This window comes from Streptococcus sp. X13SY08, from assembly GCF_001182825.2.
Classification (GTDB): Bacteria; Bacillota; Bacilli; order Lactobacillales; family Streptococcaceae; genus Streptococcus.
Window position 1 is genome coordinate 239281 of the sequence record NZ_LFYO02000003.1, and the last position, 23760, is coordinate 263040.

Annotated in this window: 21 protein-coding genes and 6 pseudogenes; 26 read left to right on the forward strand and 1 reads right to left on the reverse strand. The window is 42.8% G+C overall.

Going from position 1 to position 23760, the window contains the following annotated elements; translation table 11 throughout:
• Positions 1 to 83 precede the first annotated feature (83 nt).
• The 26 genes and pseudogenes from AEX56_RS09545 (at position 84) to AEX56_RS06985 (ending at position 22511) form a co-directional block, all read left to right on the forward strand.
• Positions 84 to 626: an aminopeptidase P family protein gene (locus tag AEX56_RS09545; RefSeq protein ID WP_443031022.1), complete on the forward strand. Its 543-nt coding sequence runs from the start codon at positions 84 to 86 to the stop codon at positions 624 to 626.
• Entirely contained in the window at positions 575 to 1063 is a 489-nt protein-coding gene (locus AEX56_RS09550) for a M24 family metallopeptidase (RefSeq protein ID WP_443031019.1), read from the forward strand. Before AEX56_RS09545 ends, AEX56_RS09550 begins: the two co-directional genes overlap by 52 nt.
• Before the next feature lie 125 nt (positions 1064 to 1188).
• Positions 1189 to 1746, forward strand: coding sequence for an elongation factor P (efp, locus tag AEX56_RS06870; RefSeq protein WP_049618467.1), 558 nt, complete (start codon positions 1189 to 1191; stop codon positions 1744 to 1746).
• Positions 1747 to 1804: 58 nt separating this feature from the next.
• Positions 1805 to 2133, forward strand: a pseudogene (locus AEX56_RS06875) (Asp23/Gls24 family envelope stress response protein).
• Positions 2123 to 2545, forward strand: a complete 423-nt coding sequence (gene nusB / locus AEX56_RS06880; protein ID WP_049618468.1) for a transcription antitermination factor NusB — start codon at positions 2123 to 2125, stop codon at positions 2543 to 2545. Before AEX56_RS06875 ends, nusB begins: the two are co-directional and overlap by 11 nt.
• Positions 2546 to 2785: 240 nt before the next feature.
• Positions 2786 to 3535: pseudogene (gene scrK, locus AEX56_RS06885) on the forward strand (fructokinase ScrK); the annotation flags it as partial.
• A gap of 2 nt (positions 3536 to 3537) precedes the next feature.
• A pseudogene (gene manA / locus AEX56_RS06890) lies at positions 3538 to 4390 on the forward strand (mannose-6-phosphate isomerase, class I).
• Positions 4391 to 4446: 56 nt separating this feature from the next.
• Positions 4447 to 6975, forward strand: a complete 2529-nt coding sequence (gene secA / locus AEX56_RS06895) for a preprotein translocase subunit SecA (protein ID WP_049618469.1) — start codon at positions 4447 to 4449, stop codon at positions 6973 to 6975.
• A 73-nt stretch (positions 6976 to 7048) separates the two neighbouring features.
• Positions 7049 to 7420 carry a holo-ACP synthase gene (gene acpS / locus AEX56_RS06900; RefSeq protein WP_049618558.1) on the forward strand — a complete coding sequence of 124 codons (372 nt, stop codon included), beginning with the start codon at positions 7049 to 7051 and terminating at the stop codon, positions 7418 to 7420.
• Positions 7401 to 8498, forward strand: coding sequence for an alanine racemase (alr, locus tag AEX56_RS06905; RefSeq protein ID WP_049618470.1), 1098 nt, complete (start codon positions 7401 to 7403; stop codon positions 8496 to 8498). Before acpS ends, alr begins: the two co-directional genes overlap by 20 nt.
• A gap of 146 nt (positions 8499 to 8644) precedes the next feature.
• A pseudogene (locus AEX56_RS06910) lies at positions 8645 to 9400 on the forward strand (N-acetylglucosamine-6-phosphate deacetylase); the annotation flags it as partial.
• A 977-nt stretch (positions 9401 to 10377) separates the two neighbouring features.
• Complete coding sequence (locus tag AEX56_RS06915) at positions 10378 to 11169, forward strand: enoyl-CoA hydratase (protein ID WP_049618471.1); 792 nt, start codon at positions 10378 to 10380, stop codon at positions 11167 to 11169.
• A gap of 98 nt (positions 11170 to 11267) precedes the next feature.
• Entirely contained in the window at positions 11268 to 11687 is a 420-nt protein-coding gene (fabT, locus tag AEX56_RS06920) for a fatty acid biosynthesis transcriptional regulator FabT (protein ID WP_049618472.1), read from the forward strand.
• Positions 11684 to 12661 carry a beta-ketoacyl-ACP synthase III gene (locus AEX56_RS06925; protein ID WP_049618473.1) on the forward strand — a complete coding sequence of 326 codons (978 nt, stop codon included), beginning with the start codon at positions 11684 to 11686 and terminating at the stop codon, positions 12659 to 12661. Before fabT ends, AEX56_RS06925 begins: the two co-directional genes overlap by 4 nt.
• Positions 12662 to 12721: 60 nt before the next feature.
• Positions 12722 to 12946 (forward strand): acyl carrier protein, encoded by a 225-nt coding sequence (locus AEX56_RS06930; protein WP_049618474.1) that lies wholly within the window; start codon positions 12722 to 12724, stop codon positions 12944 to 12946.
• A gap of 154 nt (positions 12947 to 13100) precedes the next feature.
• Positions 13101 to 14084 carry an enoyl-[acyl-carrier-protein] reductase FabK gene (gene fabK, locus AEX56_RS06935; RefSeq protein ID WP_330218260.1) on the forward strand — a complete coding sequence of 328 codons (984 nt, stop codon included), beginning with the start codon at positions 13101 to 13103 and terminating at the stop codon, positions 14082 to 14084.
• 9 nt (positions 14085 to 14093) lie between these two features.
• Positions 14094 to 14953, forward strand: a pseudogene (locus tag AEX56_RS06940) (ACP S-malonyltransferase).
• 8 nt (positions 14954 to 14961) lie between these two features.
• Entirely contained in the window at positions 14962 to 15696 is a 735-nt protein-coding gene (fabG, locus tag AEX56_RS06945; protein WP_049618476.1) for a 3-oxoacyl-[acyl-carrier-protein] reductase, read from the forward strand.
• 32 nt (positions 15697 to 15728) lie between these two features.
• Complete coding sequence (gene fabF / locus AEX56_RS06950; RefSeq protein WP_049618477.1) at positions 15729 to 16961, forward strand: beta-ketoacyl-ACP synthase II; 1233 nt, start codon at positions 15729 to 15731, stop codon at positions 16959 to 16961.
• A gap of 5 nt (positions 16962 to 16966) precedes the next feature.
• On the forward strand, positions 16967 to 17449 hold the full coding sequence (accB, locus tag AEX56_RS06955; RefSeq protein WP_049618478.1) for an acetyl-CoA carboxylase biotin carboxyl carrier protein: 483 nt from the start codon (positions 16967 to 16969) through the stop codon (positions 17447 to 17449).
• Positions 17446 to 17868, forward strand: a complete 423-nt coding sequence (gene fabZ, locus AEX56_RS06960) for a 3-hydroxyacyl-ACP dehydratase FabZ (protein ID WP_049618479.1) — start codon at positions 17446 to 17448, stop codon at positions 17866 to 17868. The genes accB and fabZ overlap by 4 nt, the downstream gene beginning before the upstream one ends.
• Positions 17869 to 17891: 23 nt before the next feature.
• Entirely contained in the window at positions 17892 to 19262 is a 1371-nt protein-coding gene (gene accC, locus AEX56_RS06965) for an acetyl-CoA carboxylase biotin carboxylase subunit (RefSeq protein WP_049618480.1), read from the forward strand.
• A gap of 21 nt (positions 19263 to 19283) precedes the next feature.
• Complete coding sequence (accD, locus tag AEX56_RS06970; protein ID WP_049618481.1) at positions 19284 to 20150, forward strand: acetyl-CoA carboxylase, carboxyltransferase subunit beta; 867 nt, start codon at positions 19284 to 19286, stop codon at positions 20148 to 20150.
• Positions 20147 to 20917, forward strand: a complete 771-nt coding sequence (locus tag AEX56_RS06975; protein ID WP_049618482.1) for an acetyl-CoA carboxylase carboxyl transferase subunit alpha — start codon at positions 20147 to 20149, stop codon at positions 20915 to 20917. Before accD ends, AEX56_RS06975 begins: the two co-directional genes overlap by 4 nt.
• Positions 20918 to 21316: 399 nt before the next feature.
• Positions 21317 to 22015: an LD-carboxypeptidase LdcB/DacB gene (gene ldcB, locus AEX56_RS06980; protein ID WP_443031020.1), complete on the forward strand. Its 699-nt coding sequence runs from the start codon at positions 21317 to 21319 to the stop codon at positions 22013 to 22015.
• Positions 22016 to 22034: 19 nt separating this feature from the next.
• Positions 22035 to 22511 carry a GNAT family N-acetyltransferase gene (locus tag AEX56_RS06985; RefSeq protein WP_049618483.1) on the forward strand — a complete coding sequence of 159 codons (477 nt, stop codon included), beginning with the start codon at positions 22035 to 22037 and terminating at the stop codon, positions 22509 to 22511.
• Between the two features lie 20 nt (positions 22512 to 22531).
• On the opposite strand, the pseudogene serS reads toward AEX56_RS06985, so the two are convergent.
• Positions 22532 to 23745: pseudogene (serS, locus tag AEX56_RS06990) on the reverse strand (serine--tRNA ligase).
• Positions 23746 to 23760 lie beyond the last annotated feature (15 nt).

Here is a 23760-nt window from a genome sequence, read left to right on the forward strand (position 1 = left end):
TTTGCTTATTTTTTGCTAGAATAAAAGAAATTTGTGGAAGAGGAGAATGTGATGGTACATTACTTAGAAGCGCGCTTGGCGAAATTTCAAGCAAAAATGGCTCAAACAGATCTAGATGGTATCTTGGTAACAGGTCAAAAAATATTTATTATTTGACTGGATTTTGGGGTTCTGCGGGGACTGTTTATATTTCTGCTAAACGTCGGATTTTCTTGACAGATGCTCGCTATACACAGATGGCGCGTGAAGTTGTCAGTGGTTTTGACATGGTGGAAACGCGTCAGCCTCTGGAAGAAATTGCAAAGCTCATTCAAGCTGATGGAGTCAGACGTCTTGGTTTTGATCGTGAAGTGAGTTTTTCATTTTACCAAAGTTTGACAGAGATTTTTGCTGGGATTGAAATGGTGCCACAGACGAACTTTGTCGAAGATTTGCGGACGGTGAAGGATGCAAGCGAGATTGAAATTATTCGTCGGGCTTGTCAGATTTCAGACCAGGCTTTCTTGGATGTTTTAGAGTTTGTGAAGCCAGGAAAAACAGCGATACCATCGCAGCATCTGGCTACCGCTCTGCTATGCCGCACGGACGTGCGTCGGAAAAAGTTATCCAATCGGGCGATGCCTTGACACTGGATTTTGGTTGTCTTTACAATCATTATGTCAGCGATATGACACGGACCATCTATATCGGATCAATCAGCGACCAAGAGCAGGAGTTTTATGAGACGGTTTTGGCTGCCAATCAATCCTTAATTGCTGAAGCTAAGGCTGGAATGATGCGCAGTGAATTTGATGGGATCCCTCGTAGTGTGATTGAAGAAGCAGGTTACGGGGACTATTTCACGCATGGAATTGGTCATGGCATGGGCTTGGATGTTCACGAATTCCCGTTTTTTGGAGCGGCTGCAACAGGTCAGATAGAAGCTGGCATGGTCTTGACAGATGAGCCAGGAATTTACTTACCAGACAAATACTGTGTGCGTATCGAAGATGATCTTCTCATCACGGAAACAGGCTGCGAAGTCTTGACACATGCACCAAAAGAATTGATCGTGTTGAAATAACTGATTTCGAACAAGTGAGAGGCAGGCACATCAGCGCTGCCTTTTCATTTACAAAAGATTTGAGAAATACAGGTCTTTGTGGTAGAATAAAGCGTAATAATAATTTTTAAGAGGTAAAAATAAAAATGATTGAAGCAAGTAAGCTTAAAGCAGGGATGACCTTTGAATCTGAAGGTAAATTGATTAAAGTATTGGAAGCTAGCCATCACAAACCTGGTAAAGGAAATACCATTATGCGTATGAAATTGCGTGATGTTCGTAGCGGTTCAACATTTGACACAACTTACCGTCCAGATGAAAAATTTGAACAAGCGATCATCGAAACAATGCCAGCACAATACCTTTACAAAATGGACGACACTGCTTACTTCATGAATACAGAAACGTATGATCAATACGAAATTCCAGTTGAAAACGTTGAAGAAGAGTTGCTTTACGTCCTTGAAAATTCAGATGTGAAGATCCAATTCTACGGAACAGAAGTGATTGGTGTGACTGTACCAACAACTGTTGAATTGACAGTTGCTGAAACACAACCATCTATCAAAGGTGCAACTGTAACAGGTTCTGGTAAACCAGCAACTATGGAAACAGGTCTTGTGGTCAACGTTCCAGATTTTATTGAAGCTGGTCAAAAATTGGTTATCAATACAGCTGAAGGTACTTACGTATCACGCGCCTAGTTTCCTATGACAGAGGGATATCTTCTGTCAGCCCATCTTATTCCCAGGAGGAATTCCCATGACAAAAGAAAATTTTGGCGACATTGTGATTGCGCCACATGTTTTGGAAGTGATTACTGGTCTAAAAAAGCCCTCAATCGTGGAGTGTATTTGCAGACAACTGAAGATGGACAAGTGACAGCGGATCTTTATGTTTATCTTGAGTATGGTGTCAATGTTCCTGCAGTTTCTATGGATGTTCAACGCGCTGTTAAAGCAGCAGTTTTCAACTATGCAGATGTTGAAGTAGACGTAGTCAATATTCACGCAGTGGGTATTGTACCTGATAAGACACCAAAACCAACCTTAGAAGATTTATTTGGTGAGGATTTCCTCGATGAAGAATAAAGATTCGAGACGAAATCTCCGCCAATGTGCCTTGCAAGCTATCGTTTCTCTGGAATTTGGACAAGATCCCTTGCAGGCTGCTCAATTTTCTTATCTCTATGATCAAGAAGAAAGTTCTCAAGGCGTTGAAATCCCCCTCTTTCTTCTTAACTTGGTAACAGGTGTGGACTCACATCGTGAGGAATTGGATCAAAAATTTAGCCAGTATTTGAAAGCTGGTTGGACCTTAGACCGCTTGACTTCTATTGATAAGAATATTCTTCGTTTAGGACTCTATGAAATGGTCTATTTTGAGGAAACGCCAGCTCGCGTCGCATTGAACGAAGCGATTGAATTGGCAAAAACTTTCACGGATGAAGCGTCCGTCAAGTTTATTAACGGTGTCTTGACGCATTTCGTGGTAGAAGAATAGTTTTTACAAAGAAAGAGACAGTTTAATGTTTCACTGCGGATGCTAGGCTCTATATCATTTTTGTGGGTCGCTGCGGTTCATGTTGTAGACTGGACAAGTCTGATTTTGCATGCAAATCCAGACGCCAAAGGTGTTTCTATTCTTCAAATTGAAGGTAAACTTAAACAAAGTAAAGAAAGGGGGGAATAGCTCTTTTTTCTATGCTACAATAGAGTGAGAGAAAATAATGTGAGGGTTACCATGACAAAATTATACGGCAGCTTGGAATCGAGCGGAACCAAGTTCGTCTGCGCAGTTGGTGATGAAGAGTTTCAAGTTGTGGAAAAAACACAATTCCCAACAACGACACCTTACGAAACCATTGAGCGTACAGTAGAGTTTTTCAAACGCTATGAAGATCGCTTGGCTGGTATTGCCATTGGTTCGTTTGGGCCGATTGATATTGACAAAAATTCCCCAACTTATGGTTACATTACTACGACACCAAAACCAAACTGGGCCAATGTCGATCTGCTAGGATTGATCGCTAAAGAGTTCAATATTCCTTTTTATTTCACTGCGGATGTGAATTCATCAACTTACGGGGAAGTCTTGGCGCGTAAAGGCGTTAAAAGTTTGGTCTATTATACCGTTGGAACTGGTATCGGTGCAGGTGCTATTCAAAATGGGGAATTTATCGGTGGTGTAGGTCATACAGAGGCTGGTCATGTTTACGTAGCCAATCATCCGCAGGATATTGCCAATGAGTTTAAGGGTGTTTACCCATTTCATAGTGGTTGCTTAGAAGGCTTAGCTGCGGGTTCGTCCCTTAAAGCTCGTACTGGAATTCGTGGTGAATTGATTGATCGACATTCAGAGGTTTGGGATGTGCAGGCATACTATATTGCACAAGCTGCGGTACAAGCGACACTCATGTATCGTCCACAAGTGATTGTCTTTGGTGGGGGTGTACTGGCGCAAGAACATATGTTTAAGAGAAAAGAGGATGAAAAATGGGACAACCGTTAGTTTTAGAATCTGTATTGCAAGAAAAAATTTGGGGTGGAACTCGCCTCAAAACAGAGTTTGGTTACGAATTAACTAGTGAGACCGTTGGTGAATATTGGGCGATTTCTGCTCATCCAAATGGGGTATCTGTCATTAAAAACGGGGAACATGCAGGTAAATCTTTGGATTGCTTGTATGCCGAAGAGCGTAAGCTATGCTGAAGATTGGCTCAGTGTTCAGGTACATCCTGATGATGCTTATGGTCTGGAGCACGAGGGGGAGCTGGGTAAAACAGAGTGCTGGTATATCATCTCAGCCGAGCCAGGTGCAGAGATTGTTTATGGTCATCATGCTCAGTCACGAGAAGAATTAGCGCAGATGATTGAAGACAAGGATTGGGACCACTTGCTTAAGCGCGTTCCTGTTAAAGCAGGGGATTTTTTCTATGTGCCAAGTGGAACTATGCATGCTATTGGAAAAGGCATCATGATTTTGGAAACCCAGCAATCTAGTGACACTACTTATCGCGTTTATGATTTTGACCGAAAAGATGATGCAGGGAAGCTCCGCAATCTCCATATTCAGCAGTCTATTGATGTTATGACCATCGGTCCTGTGGCTAATAGTCATCCTGATACAGTCGTTACAGGAGATGTGACTGTGACAACTTTTGTCAGCAATGAGTTTTTCACGGTTTATAAATGGGAAATAGCTGGCGCAACTACCATGACACGAACAGCTCCTTATTATTTGGTTAGTGTACTGGCTGGTCAAGGAAATATTCAAGTAGATGGAGAAGTATATCCATTGACAAAAGGAGACCATTTTATCCTGCCAACAGGGGGCAGTCTTGAATAATCGCTAGTATTATGGTACAATTATTCATTGACTGAAATAGAAATAGGAAGTATGAAATGGCAAGAAATATTCTTCGTTTTCTTATTGAAAATGATAAAGGAGAACTGAAAAAATTAGAAAAAATGGCAGACAAGGTTATCGCCTATGCAGATGACATGGCTGCGCTGTCAGACGAGGCTTTGCAAGCCAAGACGGCAGAATTCAAAAAACGTTATCAACAAGGGGAAACGTTAGACGATCTTTTATATGAAGCCTATGCGGTTCTTCGCGAAGCTTCAAAGCGTGTTTTGGGTCTCTATCCATATCCTGTACAGATTATGGGTGGTATAGTTCTTCACAATGGTGACGTACCTGAGATGCGTACAGGTGAAGGTAAGACCTTGACTGCGACCATGCCTGTTTACCTCAACGCCCTTGCTGGCGAAGGGGTGCACGTTGTTACTGTCAATGAATATTTGGCAACTCGTGATGCGACTGAAATGGGTGAGCTGTATTCATGGCTTGGCTTGTCAGTTGGGATTAACTTGGCTGCTAAATCATCTTTTGAAAAACGCGAAGCTTATAACTGTGATATCACCTACTCCACTAACTCAGAAGTTGGTTTTGACTACCTTCGTGATAACATGGTGGTTCGTCAAGAAGATATGGTACAACGCCCCCTCAACTATGCCTTGGTTGATGAGGTTGACTCTGTTCTGATTGACGAAGCTCGTACACCTTTGATTGTATCTGCTGCGACTAATTCAGAAACTAACCAACTCTACTTTATGGCAGACAAATTGGTTAAATCTTTGGAAAGTGATGATTACATTATTGATGTGTCTTCAAAAACCATCGGTTTATCTGATTCAGGGATTGACAAGGCTGAGAAATTCTTCCGTTTGGAAAATCTCTATGATATCGAAAACGTTGCTCTTACACATTTTATCGACAACGCCCTTCGTGCCAACTATATCATGATTTACGATATTGATTATTTGGTTAATGAAGACCAAGAAGTCATGATTATCGATCCGTTTACAGGTCGTACCATGGAAGGTCGTCGTTATTCTGATGGATTACACCAAGCTATTGAAGCTAAAGAAGGTGTACCAATCCAAAACGAATCGAAGACAAGTGCTTCTATCACTTACCAAAACCTTTTCCGTATGTACAAGAAATTGGCAGGTATGACGGGTACAGGTAAGACGGAGGAAGAAGAATTCCGCGAAATCTACAACATCCGTGTGATAGAAATCCCAACCAATCGTCCAATTGCTCGTATTGACAACGAAGACCTCTTATATCCAAATTTAGAATACAAGTTCAACGCAGTTGTCAACGACGTTAAAGCGCGTTATGAAAAAGGCCAGCCTGTCTTGGTGGGGACGGTTGCCGTTGAAACATCTGACTACTTATCTAAACGTCTAGTTGCGGCTGGTGTTCCTCATGAAGTCTTGAATGCCAAAAATCACTACCGCGAAGCACAAATCATTATGAATGCTGGTCAACGCGGTGCTGTTACGATTGCTACCAACATGGCTGGTCGTGGTACCGACATCAAGTTGGGCCCTGGTGTTCGTGAGCTTGGTGGACTTTGTGTCATCGGTACCGAGCGTCATGAAAGCCGTCGTATTGATAATCAGCTCCGCGGTCGTTCTGGCCGTCAAGGAGATTCAGGTGAATCACAATTCTACCTTTCTTTGGAAGACGATTTGATGAAACGCTTTGGTTCTGAACGCATCAAAGCCTTCATGGAACGCATGAACTTGTCAGAAGAAGAATCTGTGATTAAATCAGGCATGTTGACGCGCCAAGTAGAAGGCGCTCAAAAACGTGTTGAAGGGAATAACTACGATTCTCGTAAGCAAGTTCTCCAATATGATGATGTCATGCGTGAACAACGTGAAATCATTTACAGCCAACGTCGTGATATCATTACAGCCGATCGTGATCTTGCTCCTGAAATTAAGAGTATGATTAAACGCACCATTGATCGTCAAGTTGATGGTCATAAAGTGAGCAAACGTGATGAAGCGATTGATGCAATCTTGAAATTTGCACAAGTGAACTTGGTGGATGAAGATTCTATCACACGTGTTGATTTGGAAGGTAAAACTGACGTACAAATCAAAGAAGATTTGTATCAACGAGCAGTAGCGATCTATGATCGTCAAGTTGAAAAATTACGTGATGAGGATCGTATTCGCGAATTCCAAAAAGTGTTGATTTTACGCGTGGTGGACAGCAAATGGACAGATCATATCGATGCTATGGATCAATTGCGTAATGCAGTGAGCCTTCGTGGATATGCTCAAAACAATCCAGTTGTGGAATACCAATCAGAAGCCTTTACCATGTTTAATGATATGATTGGTGCCATTGAATTTGATGTTACTCGTCTCATGATGAAAGCACAAATTCACGACAAGATCGAACGTGAACGCGCAACGCAAGAAGCACATACGACAGCTGTCAAGAATATTATTCCAGGTCAAGCGCATGCGGCAGAAGCTCCATCTTTTGAGGGAGTGGATCGTAATGATCCATGCCCATGTGGTTCTGGTAAAAAATTCAAGAACTGTCATGGAAGTTCAACATTATAAGAATAAAAAATGAGTGGGTTGGTGGAGTGATTTTCTTGGAAAATGATTCTGCCAACCATTTTTGGTAGAAAATATGATTATTGGACATGGCATTGATTTGCAGGAAATAGCCCCCATCAAAGCAACTTATCAGAAGAATCCACGATTTGCTGCCAAAGTGTTGACTGCTAAGGAATTGGAGCTTTTTTCTAGTCTTAAAGGGAAAAAACAAATTGAATTTTTAGCAGGAAGATGGTCAGCTAAAGAAGCTTTTTCAAAAGCGCTCGGAACAGGAATTGGACCAGTAACTTTTCAGGATATGGAAATTTTACGAGACAAAAGAGGGGCTCCCTACGTTTCAAAATCCCCAGTTCCTGCTAAAATTTGGCTGTCTATTAGTCATTCGGGGAATTTCGTGCAAGCTAGTGTTATTTTGGAGGAAGACAATGAAAGCAAGTCATCATAGACCGACTCAAGCGACGATTGATTTAGAGGCGATCTCTTATAATTTTCAGCAGGTCATGGATCATTTGCCGCCAAAAACGCAAGGTTATGCAGTGGTTAAAGCCAATGCATATGGGCATGGTGCCATTGAAGTGGCTAAGCGTCTTAGTCATCAAGTAGATGGATTTTGTGTATCCAATTTAGACGAAGCCTTGGAACTACGACAGGCTGGTTTAGAACAGGAAATTCTCGTTTTAGGTGTCGTCCCCTGGACTGCTCTTGAATTGGCGCAAAAACTCAATTTAACCATTACAGTAGCAAGTCAAGAATGGATTGATTGTGCTCTGCGCGACAGTGAGTTGGCGGGACTAAAGGTTCACATCAAGGTGGACAGCGGGATGGGGCGTCTCGGTTTTCGTGATTTGGCTAGTATTGATCATGCTGCTGCTTGTTTACGCGAGGCAGATGCCTTGGTTGAAGGAATTTTTACGCACTTTGCTACAGCGGATCAAGCAGACCAGAAGCTATTTGATGAACAGCTCGCTTTTTTCAAAGGAATCATAGCGGAGATGGAAGATTGTCCTGCTCTAGTACATGCTAGCAATTCCGCAACCAGTATTTGGCATGCAGATACCGTTTTTAATATGGTCCGTTTAGGAGATGTGCTCTACGGACTGAATCCAAGTGGTCGTGAACTTTCTATGCCTTATGAGATTAAGCCAGCTTTATCTTTAGTCTCAGAATTGGTTCACGTCAAGGAAGTGCCGGCTGGAACAGCTATCGGTTATGGGGCGACTTATCACAGTCACGAAAGGGAGTTTGTCGGTACTGTACCAATTGGCTATGCTGATGGTTTTATTCGTCGAATGCAAGGTTTTTCTGTCCTTGTTGATGGACAGTTTTGTCCAGTCATTGGACGTGTGTCTATGGACCAAATTACTATTCGTCTGCCTCAAGAGCTACCTTTAGGAACTAGGGTGACGCTAATCGGTCAAAATGATGGGGAGCAGATTACCGTTCAAGAGTGGGCGGATCATCTTGAAACCATCAACTATGAAGTCGTTTGCCTTCTGTCGGATCGCATTCCTCGTATTTATTAAGCAATTAACTAATTAACACTAGTCAGTAGTTCACTACTGACTTTTTGCTTGTAGAAAACTTGACAATTTCAGTAGAGAAGACTACAATGAGATTGTATGGTCATAACCAGTTTTCAAATTAATATATTGAAAAAGAAGAGGAAAAAATGGCACACTATATTCATGCTAAATCAATCATTTTAGCCGATAAGGAAATAGCAGACGCTTATTTAAAAATTACGGAAGATGGTTGTTTCGGAGAGATTTTAACCGAGCGACCAGAGGGAGAAATTGAGGACTACAGTGCTTACCATCTGGCATCTGGTTTAGTAGATACCCATATTCATGGGTATGCCTCGCATGACGTCATGGACAATGATTTTGAAGGGATTAAGGTTATGTCTGAAGGCCTTTTATCCTGTGGGGTAACATCATGGCTACCAACAACCTTGACAGATTCGACTGAAAATTTGGATGCCGTTTGTGAAACCATCGGGCTCCATGCTGGTGAAGAAAAAGGTGCTAAAATTCAGGGTATTTTCCTAGAAGGTCCCTTCTTCACGGAGAAATATAAGGGAGCGCAAAATCCAAAATACATGAGTGCCCCATCCATTGAAAAATTGGATAAGTGGTACAAATTGTCAAATGGCTTGGTCAATAAAATTGCCATTGCCCCTGAGCGTGATGGTGTTAAAGAATTTATTGATTTTGCTAATGAAAAAGAGATTTATACGGCTTTGGCTCATAGTGATGCCACTTACGAAGAAGCAAAGGTTGCGGTGGATGCCGGTGCAAATATCTTCGTTCATGTCTATAACGGCATGAGTGGGCTCCATCACCGCAATCCTGGCTTGGTAGGCGCAGCTCTTTCTTTAGAGAATGTCTTTGCTGAGGTCATTTGTGATGGACACCATGTTCATCCTCGTCTCTGGACACGCAGCAGATTTCATCATCATAGATGATGCGGGTAAACTAAAAGCCACCTATTTGGATGGTGTCAAACGTTTTGAAGCTGAAGAAAAATAGCGGTGTCAAGGAAGTAACCAGAGAGAAAACGTCGTGCCTTATAGTTGCATAGCTAATATAGTAACTATATAGATGAACAGAGTCGAATGCTACAAGCAAGAGCTGTTCCATGGACCAAAAAAGTTAAAATCCATTACTAATAAAATGAGAAAACAGTCCGATATTTCGGACTGTTTTGTAGTTTAGTTGAAAAAGGCATCATAGAGAGCTTTCAAGGCAGCATCTCGTTCAGATGTTTTGACCACAAATATGATCAATCCCTACCGAACGAGCAGGGGCTAGCGAAGCCATGCGCAGAGTTGCTGAAGCCAGTGAGCTTCCCCCAAATTTTGTTACTTTCATATCTGCTCCTTTAGAGTTTTTAATATTATAGCAAAATTGCATAAAAATGTCTGCTAGTTTTAGGATATAAATTGTTCTAATCTACTACTTTAATTAGTTAAAAATATTCACAGTGAAAATAGAGAAAAGACCTCTCGTTTTGAAACGGTCTTAGTAGCGACGAAGGGCGTACATCCTGAGGCAAATTTAGAAGTTTATAAAAAATTGGGAAAGCACTGGAAGTACCAAAGAGGCAATCCGGTCTGTCGGAGCTATCCTAAAAAAGGAGTTCTAAGCGGAAGTTATCAGTTAGATAGCGTGAGGAATTCGCAATAAGATTTGTAGTCTGGACCACGGTGGACTGATTTACCAGTAGATGGTTTGACACATTTAGTCTAAAAAATAATCATTCCAGTCTGTTGTCAATAGTTCATTTTTTCAGATGTCACAAAAAAGCATAAAGAAAAAGGTATCGACAAAGAAATCTATGCTACAATAATCAACAGTAATTTGATATGCAAATGATTAAAAGATCAAACAAAAGGAGATAGTTATGACCTTTTCAACCATACTCTATCAAGTAGTGGATGAGGTAGCAATTTTGACCCTCAATCGTCCAGATGTTGCCAACGGCTTTAATATTCCCATGTGTGAAGAAATATTAGAAGCAATTGCTCTTGCGAAGAAAGACACGGCTGTTCGCATCTTACAAATTCAAGCGGCGGGGACGATTTTTTCTGTGGGAGGCGATTTGGTAGAGATGAAGCGGGCGGTTGATGAGGATGATATTCCTTCATTGGTGCGTATCGCAGAGCTAGTCAATACCATTTCATTTTCTATTAAGCAGTTGCCTAAGCCTGTCATTATGGTAACGGATGGCGCTGTTGCAGGAGCGGCAGCTAATATTGCGGTTGCAGCAGATTTTGTCATAGCCTCTGACAAAACCAAATTCATTCAAGCTTTTATTGGTGTTGGCTTAGCACCAGATGCAGGTGGGATTTTCCTTTTGTCCCGCGCTATTGGTAGCAACCGCGCAGCACATTTAGCTCTGACAGGTGAAGCACTTTTAGCGGAAAAGGCGCTTGATTACGGAATTGTTTACAAAGTAGTTAACACAGAAAAATTAGAAAGAACAGTGGCGCAAGTAGTGAAAAAGCTCTTGCGCGGCTCCAGCAATTCATACGCAGCAATCAAGCAGGAAATTTGGAAAAGTCAGTTTGAAGGTTGGCAGGAATATACTAGTCTAGAATTGACGTTGCAGGAAGAATTAGCTTTCAAAGAGGATTTCAAAGAAGGGGTACGCGCTCATGCGGAGCGTCGTCGCCCACAATTCATTGGAAAATAAAATAGTTTTTAGTTGAAAAATATTTGACAATCAAATTGCATTGATGTATACTTTGATGGTCAAATTAAAAAGGAGGTGGTTGTCTTGGAAGACAAAAAATAAATGAATATTTAACAGCGATTTTCAATAATGTCTTGATCATCGAGGAGATTAGTCTTCGGGGGAGTCGCTTTAGTGATATTTCGATAAAGGAAATGCATACTATTGATGTCATCGGGGATATCAAGGATGCAACTCCTAGTGATATTTCACGAGTACTGATGGTGACCTTGGGAACTGTAACCACAAGTTTAAATAACTTGGAACGGAAAGGTTATATTGAACGCGTACGTTCTACCAAGGATCGTCGAGTAGTTCACCTTTATTTGACGAGAAAAGGTCGCTTGGTCTATCGATTACACCAACGTTTCCACCAGACTATGGTCAAAGAAATCACAGAGGGGATGGATGAGACAGAGTACCAAGTCATGAAAAAAGGTTTGGAAAATCTTTATCATTTCTTGGAGGGACTCAAATGACTACCTACGCTAAAATTAGTCAGGTCGCACACTATCTTCCACCACAGGTTGTCACAAACGATGACTTGAGCAAAATTATGGATACGAGTGATGACTGGATCGCTTCACGAACGGGTATCCGGAGACGACGTATTGCAAAGGACCAGCAGACTAGTGATTTAGCCAGTCGAGTAGCTGAGAATTTGCTTGAAAAAGCAGCCTTATCTGCTGATCAAATTGATTTCATTATCGTGGCTACTATCACGCCAGACTCGACTATGCCGTCGACAGCAGCGCGAGTGCAAGCAGCGATTGGTGCGAAGCATGCATTTGCTTACGATTTATCTGCTGCTTGCTCAGGTTTTGTGTTTGCCTTGTCAATGGCAGAAAAATTGATTGCATCGGGTGCCTATCGAAAAGGGATGGTCATCGGTGCGGAGGTTCTTTCAAAAATTATTGATTGGGAAAATCGCTCAACAGCAGTCCTCTTTGGCGATGGCGCAGGCGGTGTTTTGCTTGAGGCAGATGACCAACCCCATTTTCTGGCGGAAAGTTTAGGAACAGATGGTGCGCGTGGACATGGTTTGCAATCGGGGAAAACGGGACTACAATCTCCTTATTCGGAAACATCGGATCATAACCTCTATTTACGGATGGACGGAAGAGCAATCTTTGACTTTGCCATTCGGGATGTAACCAAGTCTATAATAGGACTTCTCGAAAAAGAAGCCATGGAAGTAGAGGATGTAGATTATTTCTTATTGCATCAAGCAAATGTCCGTATTTTGGAGAAAATGGCAAAAAAATTGGGTGTTTCAAACCAGAAATTTCCGACAAATGTTGCTAACTATGGCAATACGAGTGCGGCGACCATTCCTATCTTGCTCTCTGAGTGCGTAGAAGATGGACTCATTCAGTTAGATGGTGGTCAAACTATTCTCTTGAGTGGGTTTGGCGGAGGTCTTACTTGGGGAACACTCATTATTCAACTTTAGTTAATAGGCTACGCTCGCGTGGTTATTAAAAATATTTACTTTTAAAAAGGAGACAACAACATGGCAGTATTTGAAAAAGTACAATCTATCATCGTAGAAGAACTCGGTAAGGAAGCTGAAGAAGTACAATTGACAACAACTTTTGAAGATTTGGATGCAGACTCATTGGATCTTTTCCAAGTGATTTCAGAAATCGAGGATGCCTTCGACATTCAAATTGAACCAGAAGACGGTTTGCAAACAGTTGATGACTTAGTTGCCTACGTTGAAGAACAAACAAAATAAGTATGTAAGAGCCTGAGGCTTGGACTCGGGTTTTTATTGAGAATGATACTTTGATATTCAAAAGATTGAACTATCAAACCAAAAGATGTTTGTGGAGGGAGTCCCCTCCCTCTTGTTTAGGTAATTGTTTGAAGTTCAAATGCTTACTTAAGCAATAAATGAAGAGGTTAAGATGAAAACAAAGATTACAGAATTGCTCAATATCCAATATCCAATTTTTCAAGGTGGTATGGCGTGGGTTGCGGATGGTGATTTAGCAGGTGCGGTTTCAAATGCGGGTGGTCTGGGCATTATTGGTGGCGGAAATGCTCCTAAAGAAGTAGTTAAAGCCAATATTGATAAAGTTCGATCCATTACGGATAAACCTTTTGGGGTCAATATCATGCTTCTATCACCCTTTGCAGATGATATTGTGGATTTAGTCATCGAAGAAGGAGTTAAGGTCGTAACGACTGGTGCGGGAAATCCTGGGAAATACATGGACCGTTTCCACGAAGCAGGAATTACTGTTATCCCTGTTATCCCAAGTGTAGCACTGGCTAAGCGCATGGAAAAATTGGGCGCAGATGCAATTGTTGCAGAAGGTATGGAAGCGGGAGGTCACATTGGAAAATTGACCACTATGACCTTAGTACGTCAGGTAGTTGAAGCCGTCAATATTCCTGTCATTGCGGCAGGGGGGGTTGCAGATGGGCATGGTGCTGCAGCGAGCTTCATGCTTGGAGCAGAAGCCGTGCAAGTGGGAACCCGTTTTGTAGTTGCCAAAGAGTCCAATGCACATCCTGCCTTCAAAGAAAAAATTCTCAAAGCTAAAGACATTGATACAACGGTTTCCGCCTCTGTAGTCGGTCATCCAGTTCGTGCCATTAAAAATAAATTAGCCACGACCTATGCTCAAGCAGAGAAGGATTTCTTGGCAGGAAAGATTTCTGCTGAATCTATCGAAGAATTGGGTGCAGGAGCTCTACGCAATGCTGTAGTAGATGGAGATGTGGTCAACGGATCTGTCATGGCAGGGCAAATTGCTGGATTGGTTTCCAAAGAAGAAACCTGTGAAGAGATCTTGAAAGATATCTATTATGGGGCAGCTCGTGTCATCAATGAAGAAGCTGCGCGATGGGCAAACCTGACGAAATAAGGAGAGACTATGAAAACAGCCTTTTTATTTGCAGGTCAGGGAGCTCAAACTCTAGGCATGGCACATGATTTGTACGATATGTACCCAGTTGTGCGAGAAACATTTGACCGTGCTAAGGAGGTCTTGGGCTACGATATTCGACAGCTGATTGACCATGACGTCGTTTGTTGCAGCAGCATGGCTTTACACCTGATATGGTAGCTGGTCTTTCATTAGGGGAATACTCAGCTCTTGTTGCAGCAGGAGCGCTAACATTCGAAGAAGCGCTTGATCTGGTTGCTAAACGAGGACAATTCATGGAGACAGCAGCCCCTGCTGGTTCAGGAAAAATGGTAGCTGTTCTCAATACAGACGTTGCTCTCATTGAAGAAGCCTGTCAAGCAGCTTCTGTCCACGGCTACGTGGCGCCAGCTAATTACAACACACCAACTCAGATTGTCATCGGTGGGGATGTCGCTGCGGTGGACATGGCAATCGAAAAGCTAAGGGCGGCAGGCGCTAAACGTCTGGTTCCACTCAATGTATCAGGACCTTTCCACACAGCGCTCTTAAAGCCAGCAAGTGAACAATTAGCTAAAGAACTTGAGACGCTTGATTTTAACAATTTTTCTCTACCAGTTATTGGTAACACAGAGGCTCAGCTCATGGAAAGTTGTCGTGTCAAAGAGCTCTTAGCCCGTCAAGTCATGGAACCTGTCCGTTTTTATGAATCAATCGAAACGATGAAAGAGTTGGGAATGACACGCGTCATTGAAATCGGCCCAGGGAAGATTCTTAGCGGCTTTATGAAAAAAATTGATAAAAATATACCTGTCATCACAGTAGAAAATGTGGCAAGTTTGGAAACCTTGTTAAAGACAGTTCAGTAGGAGGAAAAATGGAAATTTCAGCAAAAAATGTATTTGTAACTGGTTCAACACGAGGAATCGGCCTGGCTATTGCTCATAAATTTGCGAGCATGGGGGCTAATGTCGTTTTGAATGGTCGCTCTGCTATTTCTCAAGAGCTCTTGGATCAATTTGCAGATTACGATGTGAAAGTTTTGGCCATTTCCGGAGATATTTCTAGTAGTCAAGATGCTAAGCGTATGGTAGACCAAGCTATTGATGAGTTGGGATCAATTGATATTTTAGTCAACAATGCAGGTGTCACTAAAGATGGCATGGCACTGCGAATGACCGAGGAAGACTTTGAGTCTATTCTGAAAATCAATTTGACAGGAACGTTTAACATGACACAAGCTGTCTTAAAACCTATGACCAAGGCACGTGCAGGTGCGATTATCAATGTTTCTAGCGTTGTTGGTTTGATTGGAAATGCGGGTCAGGCAAACTATGCAGCCTCAAAAGCTGGTGTCATTGGCTTTAGCAAATCAATCGCCCGGGAAGTGGCAGCGCGTAATGTTCGTGTCAATGTAATTGCACCAGGTTTTATTGAGTCAGATATGACAGCTGGCTTGGCAGATAAAATCAAGGATGCCATGACAGGACAAATCCCTATGAAACGCTTTGGACAAGCTCATGAGGTAGCAGATGTGGCAGCATTTCTAGCTAGCCAAGAATACCTAACTGGTCAAGTCATCACTCTTGATGGCGGTTTGACCATGATTTAGTGATCCACATAGTTGAAAGAAAAGAGGATAGGATGTCTACAAAACGAGTTGTAATTACAGGTTATGGAGTAACATCTCCAATAGGCAATACACCGGAAGAATTTTGGTCAAGTTTGGAAAATGGGCAAATCGGGATTGGCCCAATTACGAAATTTGATGCTAGCGACTATAATGTACGGAATGCTGCGGAAATCAAGGGATTTCCTTTTGACAAATATTTCGTTAAAAAAGATAAAAATCGCTATGATGATTATTCATTGTATGCTCTCTACGCGGCACAAGAAGCGGTGGCTAATGCCAATCTAGATACAGAATCACTGGACTGTGACCGTTTCGGTGTTATCTTGTCAACTGGTATCGGTGGTATTTCAGAAATCGAGCAACAAGTAGAGCGCATGAACGAAAAAGGAGCGAAGCGTATTCGTCCTATGGCTTTGCCTAAGGCTTTGCCAAATATGGCAGCTGGAAATATTGCTATGCAAGTAGGAGCTCATGGTGTTTGTAAATGTGTCATCACAGCCTGTGCATCATCGAATGATGCTTTGGGAGAAGCTTTCCGTGAGATTAAGTTTGGCTTCCAAGATGTGATGTTGGCAGGTGGTGCAGAAGCAGCGATCACACCATTTGCTATCGGTGGTTTCCAAGCTTTGACAGCTATGTCAACAACGCAAGACCCTGCACGTGCTTCTATTCCATTTGATAAAGATCGTAACGGTTTTGTCATGGGGGAAGGCTCTGCGGTTATCGTTTTAGAAAGTTTAGAGCATGCTAAAAAGCGTGGGGCGACCATCTTAGCGGAGGTTGTAGGATATGGAAATACTTGCGATGCTCACCACATGACCTCTCCACATCCAGAAGGGTTAGGAGCGATTAAAGCTATGCAATTAGCTCTCTCAGAAGCAGGTATTCAGCCGACAGATGTGGATTATATCAATGCTCATGGAACTTCTACTCCTGCCAATGAAAAGGGTGAAAGCCAAGCCATCGTCTCTGTCTTTGGTACGAAAACACCAGTTTCATCTACAAAATCATTTACAGGCCATTTGCTAGGTGCAGCAGGAGCGATTGAAGCTGTAGCGGTGGTGGAATCTATGAAACATTCCTATGCACCAATGACAGCTGGCACGACAGAATTGTCTGAGGATATTGAAGCAGATGTTATCTATGGACAAGGTCGTCCACTGGAAATTAACTATGCCATTTCAAATACGTTTGGTTTTGGTGGGCATAATTCGGTCATTGCCTTCAAGCGTTGGGAAGGGTAAGATACATGAATATCTCAGAGATTAAGGACTTGATGAGCCAGTTTGATGGGTCGAGTCTGCGTGAATTTTCTTATAAAAATGGTAATGATGAGTTGGCCTTTAGTAAAAATGGAGCAGGACTAACTCCAGTAGTATCTAATACTTCAACAGAGGCGGCAGCTCCTCTTGCTGCAACGGCGCAAGTAAGTCCAGTTGTGACAGAAAGCTCTGTACCAGAAGTAGAAGAAGTTGTGAATACAGAGGCACCTGCTCAAGGAAATATTGTGGACAGCCCTCTTGTGGGTGTGGCTTACTTGTCACCATCTCCTGATAAACCAGCTTTTGTAGCTGTCGGAGATAGCGTCAAAAAAGGACAAACCTTACTCATTATCGAAGCCATGAAAGTTATGAATGAAGTTCCTGCACCACAGGACGGTGTCATCACTGAAATTTTGGTGTCAAATGAAGCGGTGGTTGAATTTGGACAAGGATTGGTGCGTATTCAATGATTGATATTGTAAAAATTAAAGAGGTTTTACCGCATCGCTATCCCATGCTATTGGTGGATCGGGTCTTGGAAGTTAGTGAAGATACCATAGTTGCTCTTAAAAATGTGACCATTAACGAGCCCTTTTTCAACGGTCATTTTCCTGATTATCCTGTTATGCCGGGTGTCCTCATCATGGAGGCACTTGCGCAAACCGCAGGTGTTTTGGAATTATCCAAAGAAGAAAATCAGGGCAAGTTGGTCTTTTATGCAGGTATGGATAAGGTCAAATTTAAAAAGCAAGTGCTACCAGGGGATCAGCTCGTTATGACAGCGACTTTTGTCAAACGCCGTGGGACTATTGCGGTGGTAGAAGCTAAAGCAGAAGTGGATGGCAAGTTGGCTGCCAGTGGGACCTTGACCTTTGCCATTGGCAACTAAGCAGTGCAAGAGGGAGGACGACTGTGTTTTCAAAAATTTTAATCGCTAATCGTGGCGAAATTGCGGTGCGGATTGTTCGAGCAGCGCGAGAATTGGGGATTGCGACGGTCGCCATCTATTCAGAGGCGGACAAGGAAGCGCTTCATACTATGTTGGTTGACGAAGCTGTTTGTGTTGGTCCTGCTCGCTCGAGTGATTCCTACCTTAATATGAATAATATTATTTCGGCGGCTGTTTTGACAGGAGCAGAAGCCATTCACCCAGGCTTTGGATTTTTGAGTGAAAACTCCAAATTTGCGACCTTATGTGAAGAAGTAGGAATCAAATTTATAGGACCTTCTGGGATAGTGATGGATACCATGGGGGACAAAATCAACGCTCGGGCTGAGATGATAAAGGCACAAGTTCCTGTTATTCCGGGTTCTGATGGTGAAGTATACACTGCGGATGAGGCGCTTGAAATTGCGGAAAAAATTGGTTATCCGGTTATGCTTAAAGCTTCGGCTGGCGGTGGCGGTAAAGGGATTCGTAAGGTCGAAAAGGCTGAAGATTTGGTTGCAGCATTTGAATCGGCTTCTCAAGAAGCCAAGGCTGCTTTTGGTAATGGTGCCATGTATATGGAGCGTGTTGTCTATCCTGCACGTCATATTGAAGTACAGATCTTGGCAGATCAATTTGGACATGTGATCCATCTGGGTGAACGGGATTGCTCGCTTCAGAGAAATAATCAAAAAGTACTGGAAGAAGCACCCTCTATCGCTATTGGTCAAACCTTGCGCCAGCAAATTGGTCAAGCGGCAGTGCGGGCAGCAGAAGCTGTTTCTTATGAAAATGCAGGGACCATTGAGTTCCTACTAGATGAAGCTAAAGGCGAATTCTATTTCATGGAAATGAATACCCGTGTCCAAGTGGAGCATCCCGTGACGGAGTTTGTGACTGGAATCGACATTGTCAAAGAGCAGATTCGGATTGCATCTGGTGAAAAGTTAATGGTTAATCAAGATCAAATTACCATCACAGGTCATGCTATCGAGTGCCGTATCAATGCAGAAAATCCAAACTTTAACTTTGCGCCAAGTCCGGGTAAGATTAACAGTCTTCGTTTGCCAAGCGGTGGTGTCGGTGTACGGGTAGATTCAGCCATGTACGAGGGCTATACCATCCCACCTTATTACGATTCCATGATTGCCAAAGTCATTGTTCATGGGGAAAATCGCTTTGAGGCGCTCATGAAAATGCAACGTGCTCTTTACGAACTAGAAATTGAAGGGGTTCTGACCAATAGTGATTTCCAGTGGGAATTGATTTCAGATGCCCGTGTGGTAGCTGGGGATTATGACACCGCTTATCTGATGGAAGAATTTCTGCCTCATTATCAAGAAAAATTGAAGTAACAATAGAAAAAGGAGAAGGAAATGGCTTTGTTTTCGAGAAAGGATAAGTATATCCGCATCAATCCAAACCGTTCACAGGTTCAAGACGCGCCTCAAACGAAGCCTGAGGTTCCTGATGAACTCTTTGCCAAGTGTCCAGCTTGTAAGAAGACCATCTATCAAAAGGATTTGGGAGTAGACAAGACCTGCCCATTTTGCGCCTACACTTTTCGGATTTCAGCTCTTGAGCGCTTGAATTTGATTGTAGACGCAGGCTCTTTTGAAGAATATTTCGCTGGAATTGAGACGAAAAATCCTTTGAATTTCCCGGGATATGGAGAAAAGCTAGCGCAGACACGCCAAAAGACTGGCTTAGACGAAGCTGTTTTGACAGGTATTGCGACCATTCATGGACAAAAAGTCGCTCTGGGAATCATGGATGCGAATTTTATCATGGCTTCCATGGGGACAGTGGTTGGTGAGAAAATCACACGATTATTTGAAAAAGCGACGCAGCACAAGTTGCCGGTCATCCTTTTTACCGCATCTGGGGGAGCCCGTATGCAAGAAGGGATTATGAGTCTGATGCAGATGGCTAAAATTTCTGCTAGCGTCAAGCGTTATTCAGAGGCGGGACTCTTTTACTTGACGATTTTAACGGATCCAACCACAGGTGGCGTGACGGCTTCCTTTGCCATGGAAGGGGATGTCATTTTGGCTGAGCCCCAGTCTTTGGTAGGCTTTGCAGGACGACGCGTTATTGAATCAACTGTGCGAGAAACCTTGCCAGATGATTTTCAAAAAGCTGAGTTTCTTTTAGAACATGGTTTCGTAGATGCCATTGTCAAACGCACAGATTTGCGTGACGTCATCGGAAACTTGGTGCGCTTACACGGAGGTATCAAATGACAGATGTAGCAGCAACTATTCGTCAGGCGCGTGATCAAGCTCGTTGGACTAGTTTGGATTATGCCGATACTATCTTGGATGATTTTATAGAATTTCATGGAGATCGCAATTTCCGAGATGATGGCGCGATTGTGGGTGGTGTTGGTTTTTTAAATGACATGCCTGTTACCTTGATTGGGATTCAAAAGGGTAAAAATTTACAGGATAATCTCAGTCGTAATTTTGGTCAGCCCAGTCCAGAGGGATATCGTAAGGCTCTACGCCTCATGAAACAAGCAGAAAAATTTAACCGTCCAGTTATCACTTTTATCAACACAGCAGGGGCCTATCCTGGTGTAGGAGCTGAGGAGCGTGGTCAGGGAGAAGCTATCGCTCGAAATCTTATGGAAATGAGTGACCTGAAAGTGCCAATCATTGCTATTATTATCGGTGAAGGGGGTTCAGGTGGAGCCTTGGCTCTGGCGGTAGCGGACAAGGTCTGGATGTTGGAACATTCCATTTACGCTGTCCTTAGTCCGGAAGGTTTTGCCTCTATTCTTTGGAAAGATAGCTCGCGCGCTATGGAAGCAGCAGAACTGATGAAAACTACTTCTTATGAACTGCTCAAGATGGATGTGGTCGACCAAGTGATTCCTGAGCGAGGAAAATTGGCAAAAGAAGTAGCCATGGAAATCAAAGAGATGCTTATAGCAGAGTTAGCAAACTTACAAGCTTTGCCATTAGACCAACTCTTAGAAAATCGCTATCAGCGCTTTCGTAAATATTAAGAGAGTGGGACAAAAATCGTTCGTTTCGAAGAAATGCGATTTTGTCACCACTTTTTTTATTACTAGATGTTCAACCTAAAAAGGTTTATTCCACCTCTGCACAGAACTTTTGAGCTTGGCAATGAAGGGAGATCACTCACCACTTTTGTTATAAACGCCGATTTGTCCTCTTAACTCCTGTGTCAAATTCTTATCTCCTTCAAATAAAACAAGAGGAGGGACTATTTGTTCCAACTCTTGTTTTATTTTGACAGGAAAAATAAATCACGCTACAATGAGGAAAGGAATAGGAAGGGGATGAGACGTAAAAAAGAAAACGGACATGCATGTGCTAGTGTTTGTACTAGTTTTAGCAGTTTTTGGATAATTGCTACGATGATCTTTTCCAAAGAAAGCTCAGTGGGTCGGAAAAAAGTTACGAGTCAGTTAGTTACTTCTAGTCAGTCCACTGTAAAAGAGTCTCCAGCAAGTGAAGATAGTCAGGATGAGGTGATTTCCGAGGAAGTTGTTTCTTCCTCAGAACCGACGGTTGAGAATAAAAATGCAGAGATTACCGACAATGGCACCTACTATAGTGTTCAGGGGAAATATGGTCCTGTGATCATCGTCAATAAAAAGCATCCGGTTGCGGCCTTCTATGCTCCCGGCGAAGACCCAACTGCTTTGGTAGCTTTTCAATCTTTGATAGCAACGATGCAGGCACAGGGATTTGCAGTTAGTAATTCCTATAGCGGATTCCGTTCCTACGAGACTCAGGCAGCGACTTATAATGGCTATGTGGCGTCCGACTCTCAAGCGAACGTGGATACCTATTCTGCTCGACCTAGTTACAGTGAGCACCAGACGGGGTTGGCATTTGATCTCTTAGATAGCAATGGACAATTGTTAACAGAGCCACAAGCAGCCAACTGGTTAGCGCAGCATGCACATGAATATGGCTTTGTGGTCCGCTATTTGGCTGGGAAAGAGAGTAGCACGGGCTACATAGCAGAAAGTTGGCATGTTCGCTATATCGGCCAAGAGGCGGCAGATATTTATGCTTCGGGACAAACCTTAGAGGAATATTATGGTGTAGCGGGCGGTGATTATCAAGAGTAATTTAGCCTAGGAGGTGTGTATGCTTATTTTGAAAATAGCAGAGCGGACAGATGTGGAGCAGCTACTGGAGATGCAGAAACTAGCTTTTCATTCGCTCTATGAAAAATATAGAGATGAGGGTTCACCTTATTTGGAAAGTGTAGAGCGTATCAATGAAAAGCTGGAGCGACCGCTTAGTCACTATTGGTGGATTGAGCTAGAACAAGAAAAAATAGGCTATCTCCGTGTGCAAACAAATGAGAAAGCAGAAGAGGCTTGGCTTGGAGTCATTGCTGTTTTACCGAATTATCAAGGGAATGGCTATGCCAAAGCAGCTATTAGGATGTTTGAAAAATCTTACCCATCTGTTACAAAATGGACATTAGCTACTATTTTCCAAGAAGAATCCTTGGTTGCATTCTATAGCAGCTTAGGCTATGTAAAAACAGGAGAATTGGAGACCATTCAACCTGGAATGGGTTTGATATATATGCAAAAAGAAATCGTCACGAGTTGATCTCCTGACGATTTTTTGTCTTATTTAGGGGCAATGACTTCTGCACCACCCATGTATGGACGAAGAACTTCTGGAATGGTAACAGAACCATCTTCGTTTTGGTGGTTTTCAAGAATAGCAGCGACTGTACGCCCCACTGCAAGTCCTGAACCATTGAGGGTGTGAAGCAATTTGACCTTACCATCTGCTTCATCGCGGTAGCGAATTTGTGCGCGGCGAGCTTGGAAATCTTCCGTATTGGAACAGCTTGAGATTTCACGGTAGGCATTTTGCGCTGGAATCCACACTTCCAAGTCATAGGTTTTAGCAGCTGAGAAGCCCATGTCGCCTGTACAGAGGGCAAGAACACGATATGGCAAACCTAATTTTTGCAAGATGTTTTCCGCATTGGTTGTCATTTTTTCCAGTTCATCATAAGATTCTTCTGGTTTGGCAAATTTAACCATTTCAACCTTATGGAATTGGTGAAGACGAATGAGTCCGCGTGTATCGCGACCAGCAGAACCAGCTTCAGAACGGAAAGATGGGCTCATGGCTGTGAAGTAGATTGGCAAATCCTTACCATCAAGGATTTCATTTCGGTAGTAGTTGGTCAAAGGTACCTCAGCTGTTGGGATGAGGACGTAAGGGCTGTCAGCTAATTCAAAAGTATCTTCCTTGAATTTTGGATATTGCCCTGTACCAAACATAGAGTCATGATTGACCATGTAAGGAGGAATGACTTCTTGGTAGCCCTCGCTAGCATGCTCAGAGCGCCAGTGACCTTAGCACCACGTTCCCAGTCTAGGATGTCCAAGTCTTCACCAAGATCCCAATGAGCCTTGATATCAAAGTCAAATTCGCGAGGAGTTCCCCAACGACGAACTTCCACATTTTCTTCCTCATCAGCACCTACTGGTACACTATCGTGAGGCGTATTTGGCAAGATTTGAATAATAGCTTGCAATTGTTCGTCGATTTGAGTCAAGTCAGCATCGATAGCTTTAATAGCAGCGGAAACTTCCTGCATAGCAGCGATTTGCTGGCTGGCATCTTCCTTATTTCGCTTAGCTTGTGCAATGGCAGCAGAAGAGAGGTTGCGCTCTGCCTTTAATTCTTCTGACTTGACCAAAAGTTCACGACGCTTTTGGTCTAGTTCTTTAATTTCTGTCAAGGTTTCAGCAGCAACGCCACGAGTCGCTAATTTCTCAGCAACGGTGTCAAAATCTGTACGGATACGTTTTAAATCTAACATGTTGTATGCCCTCCA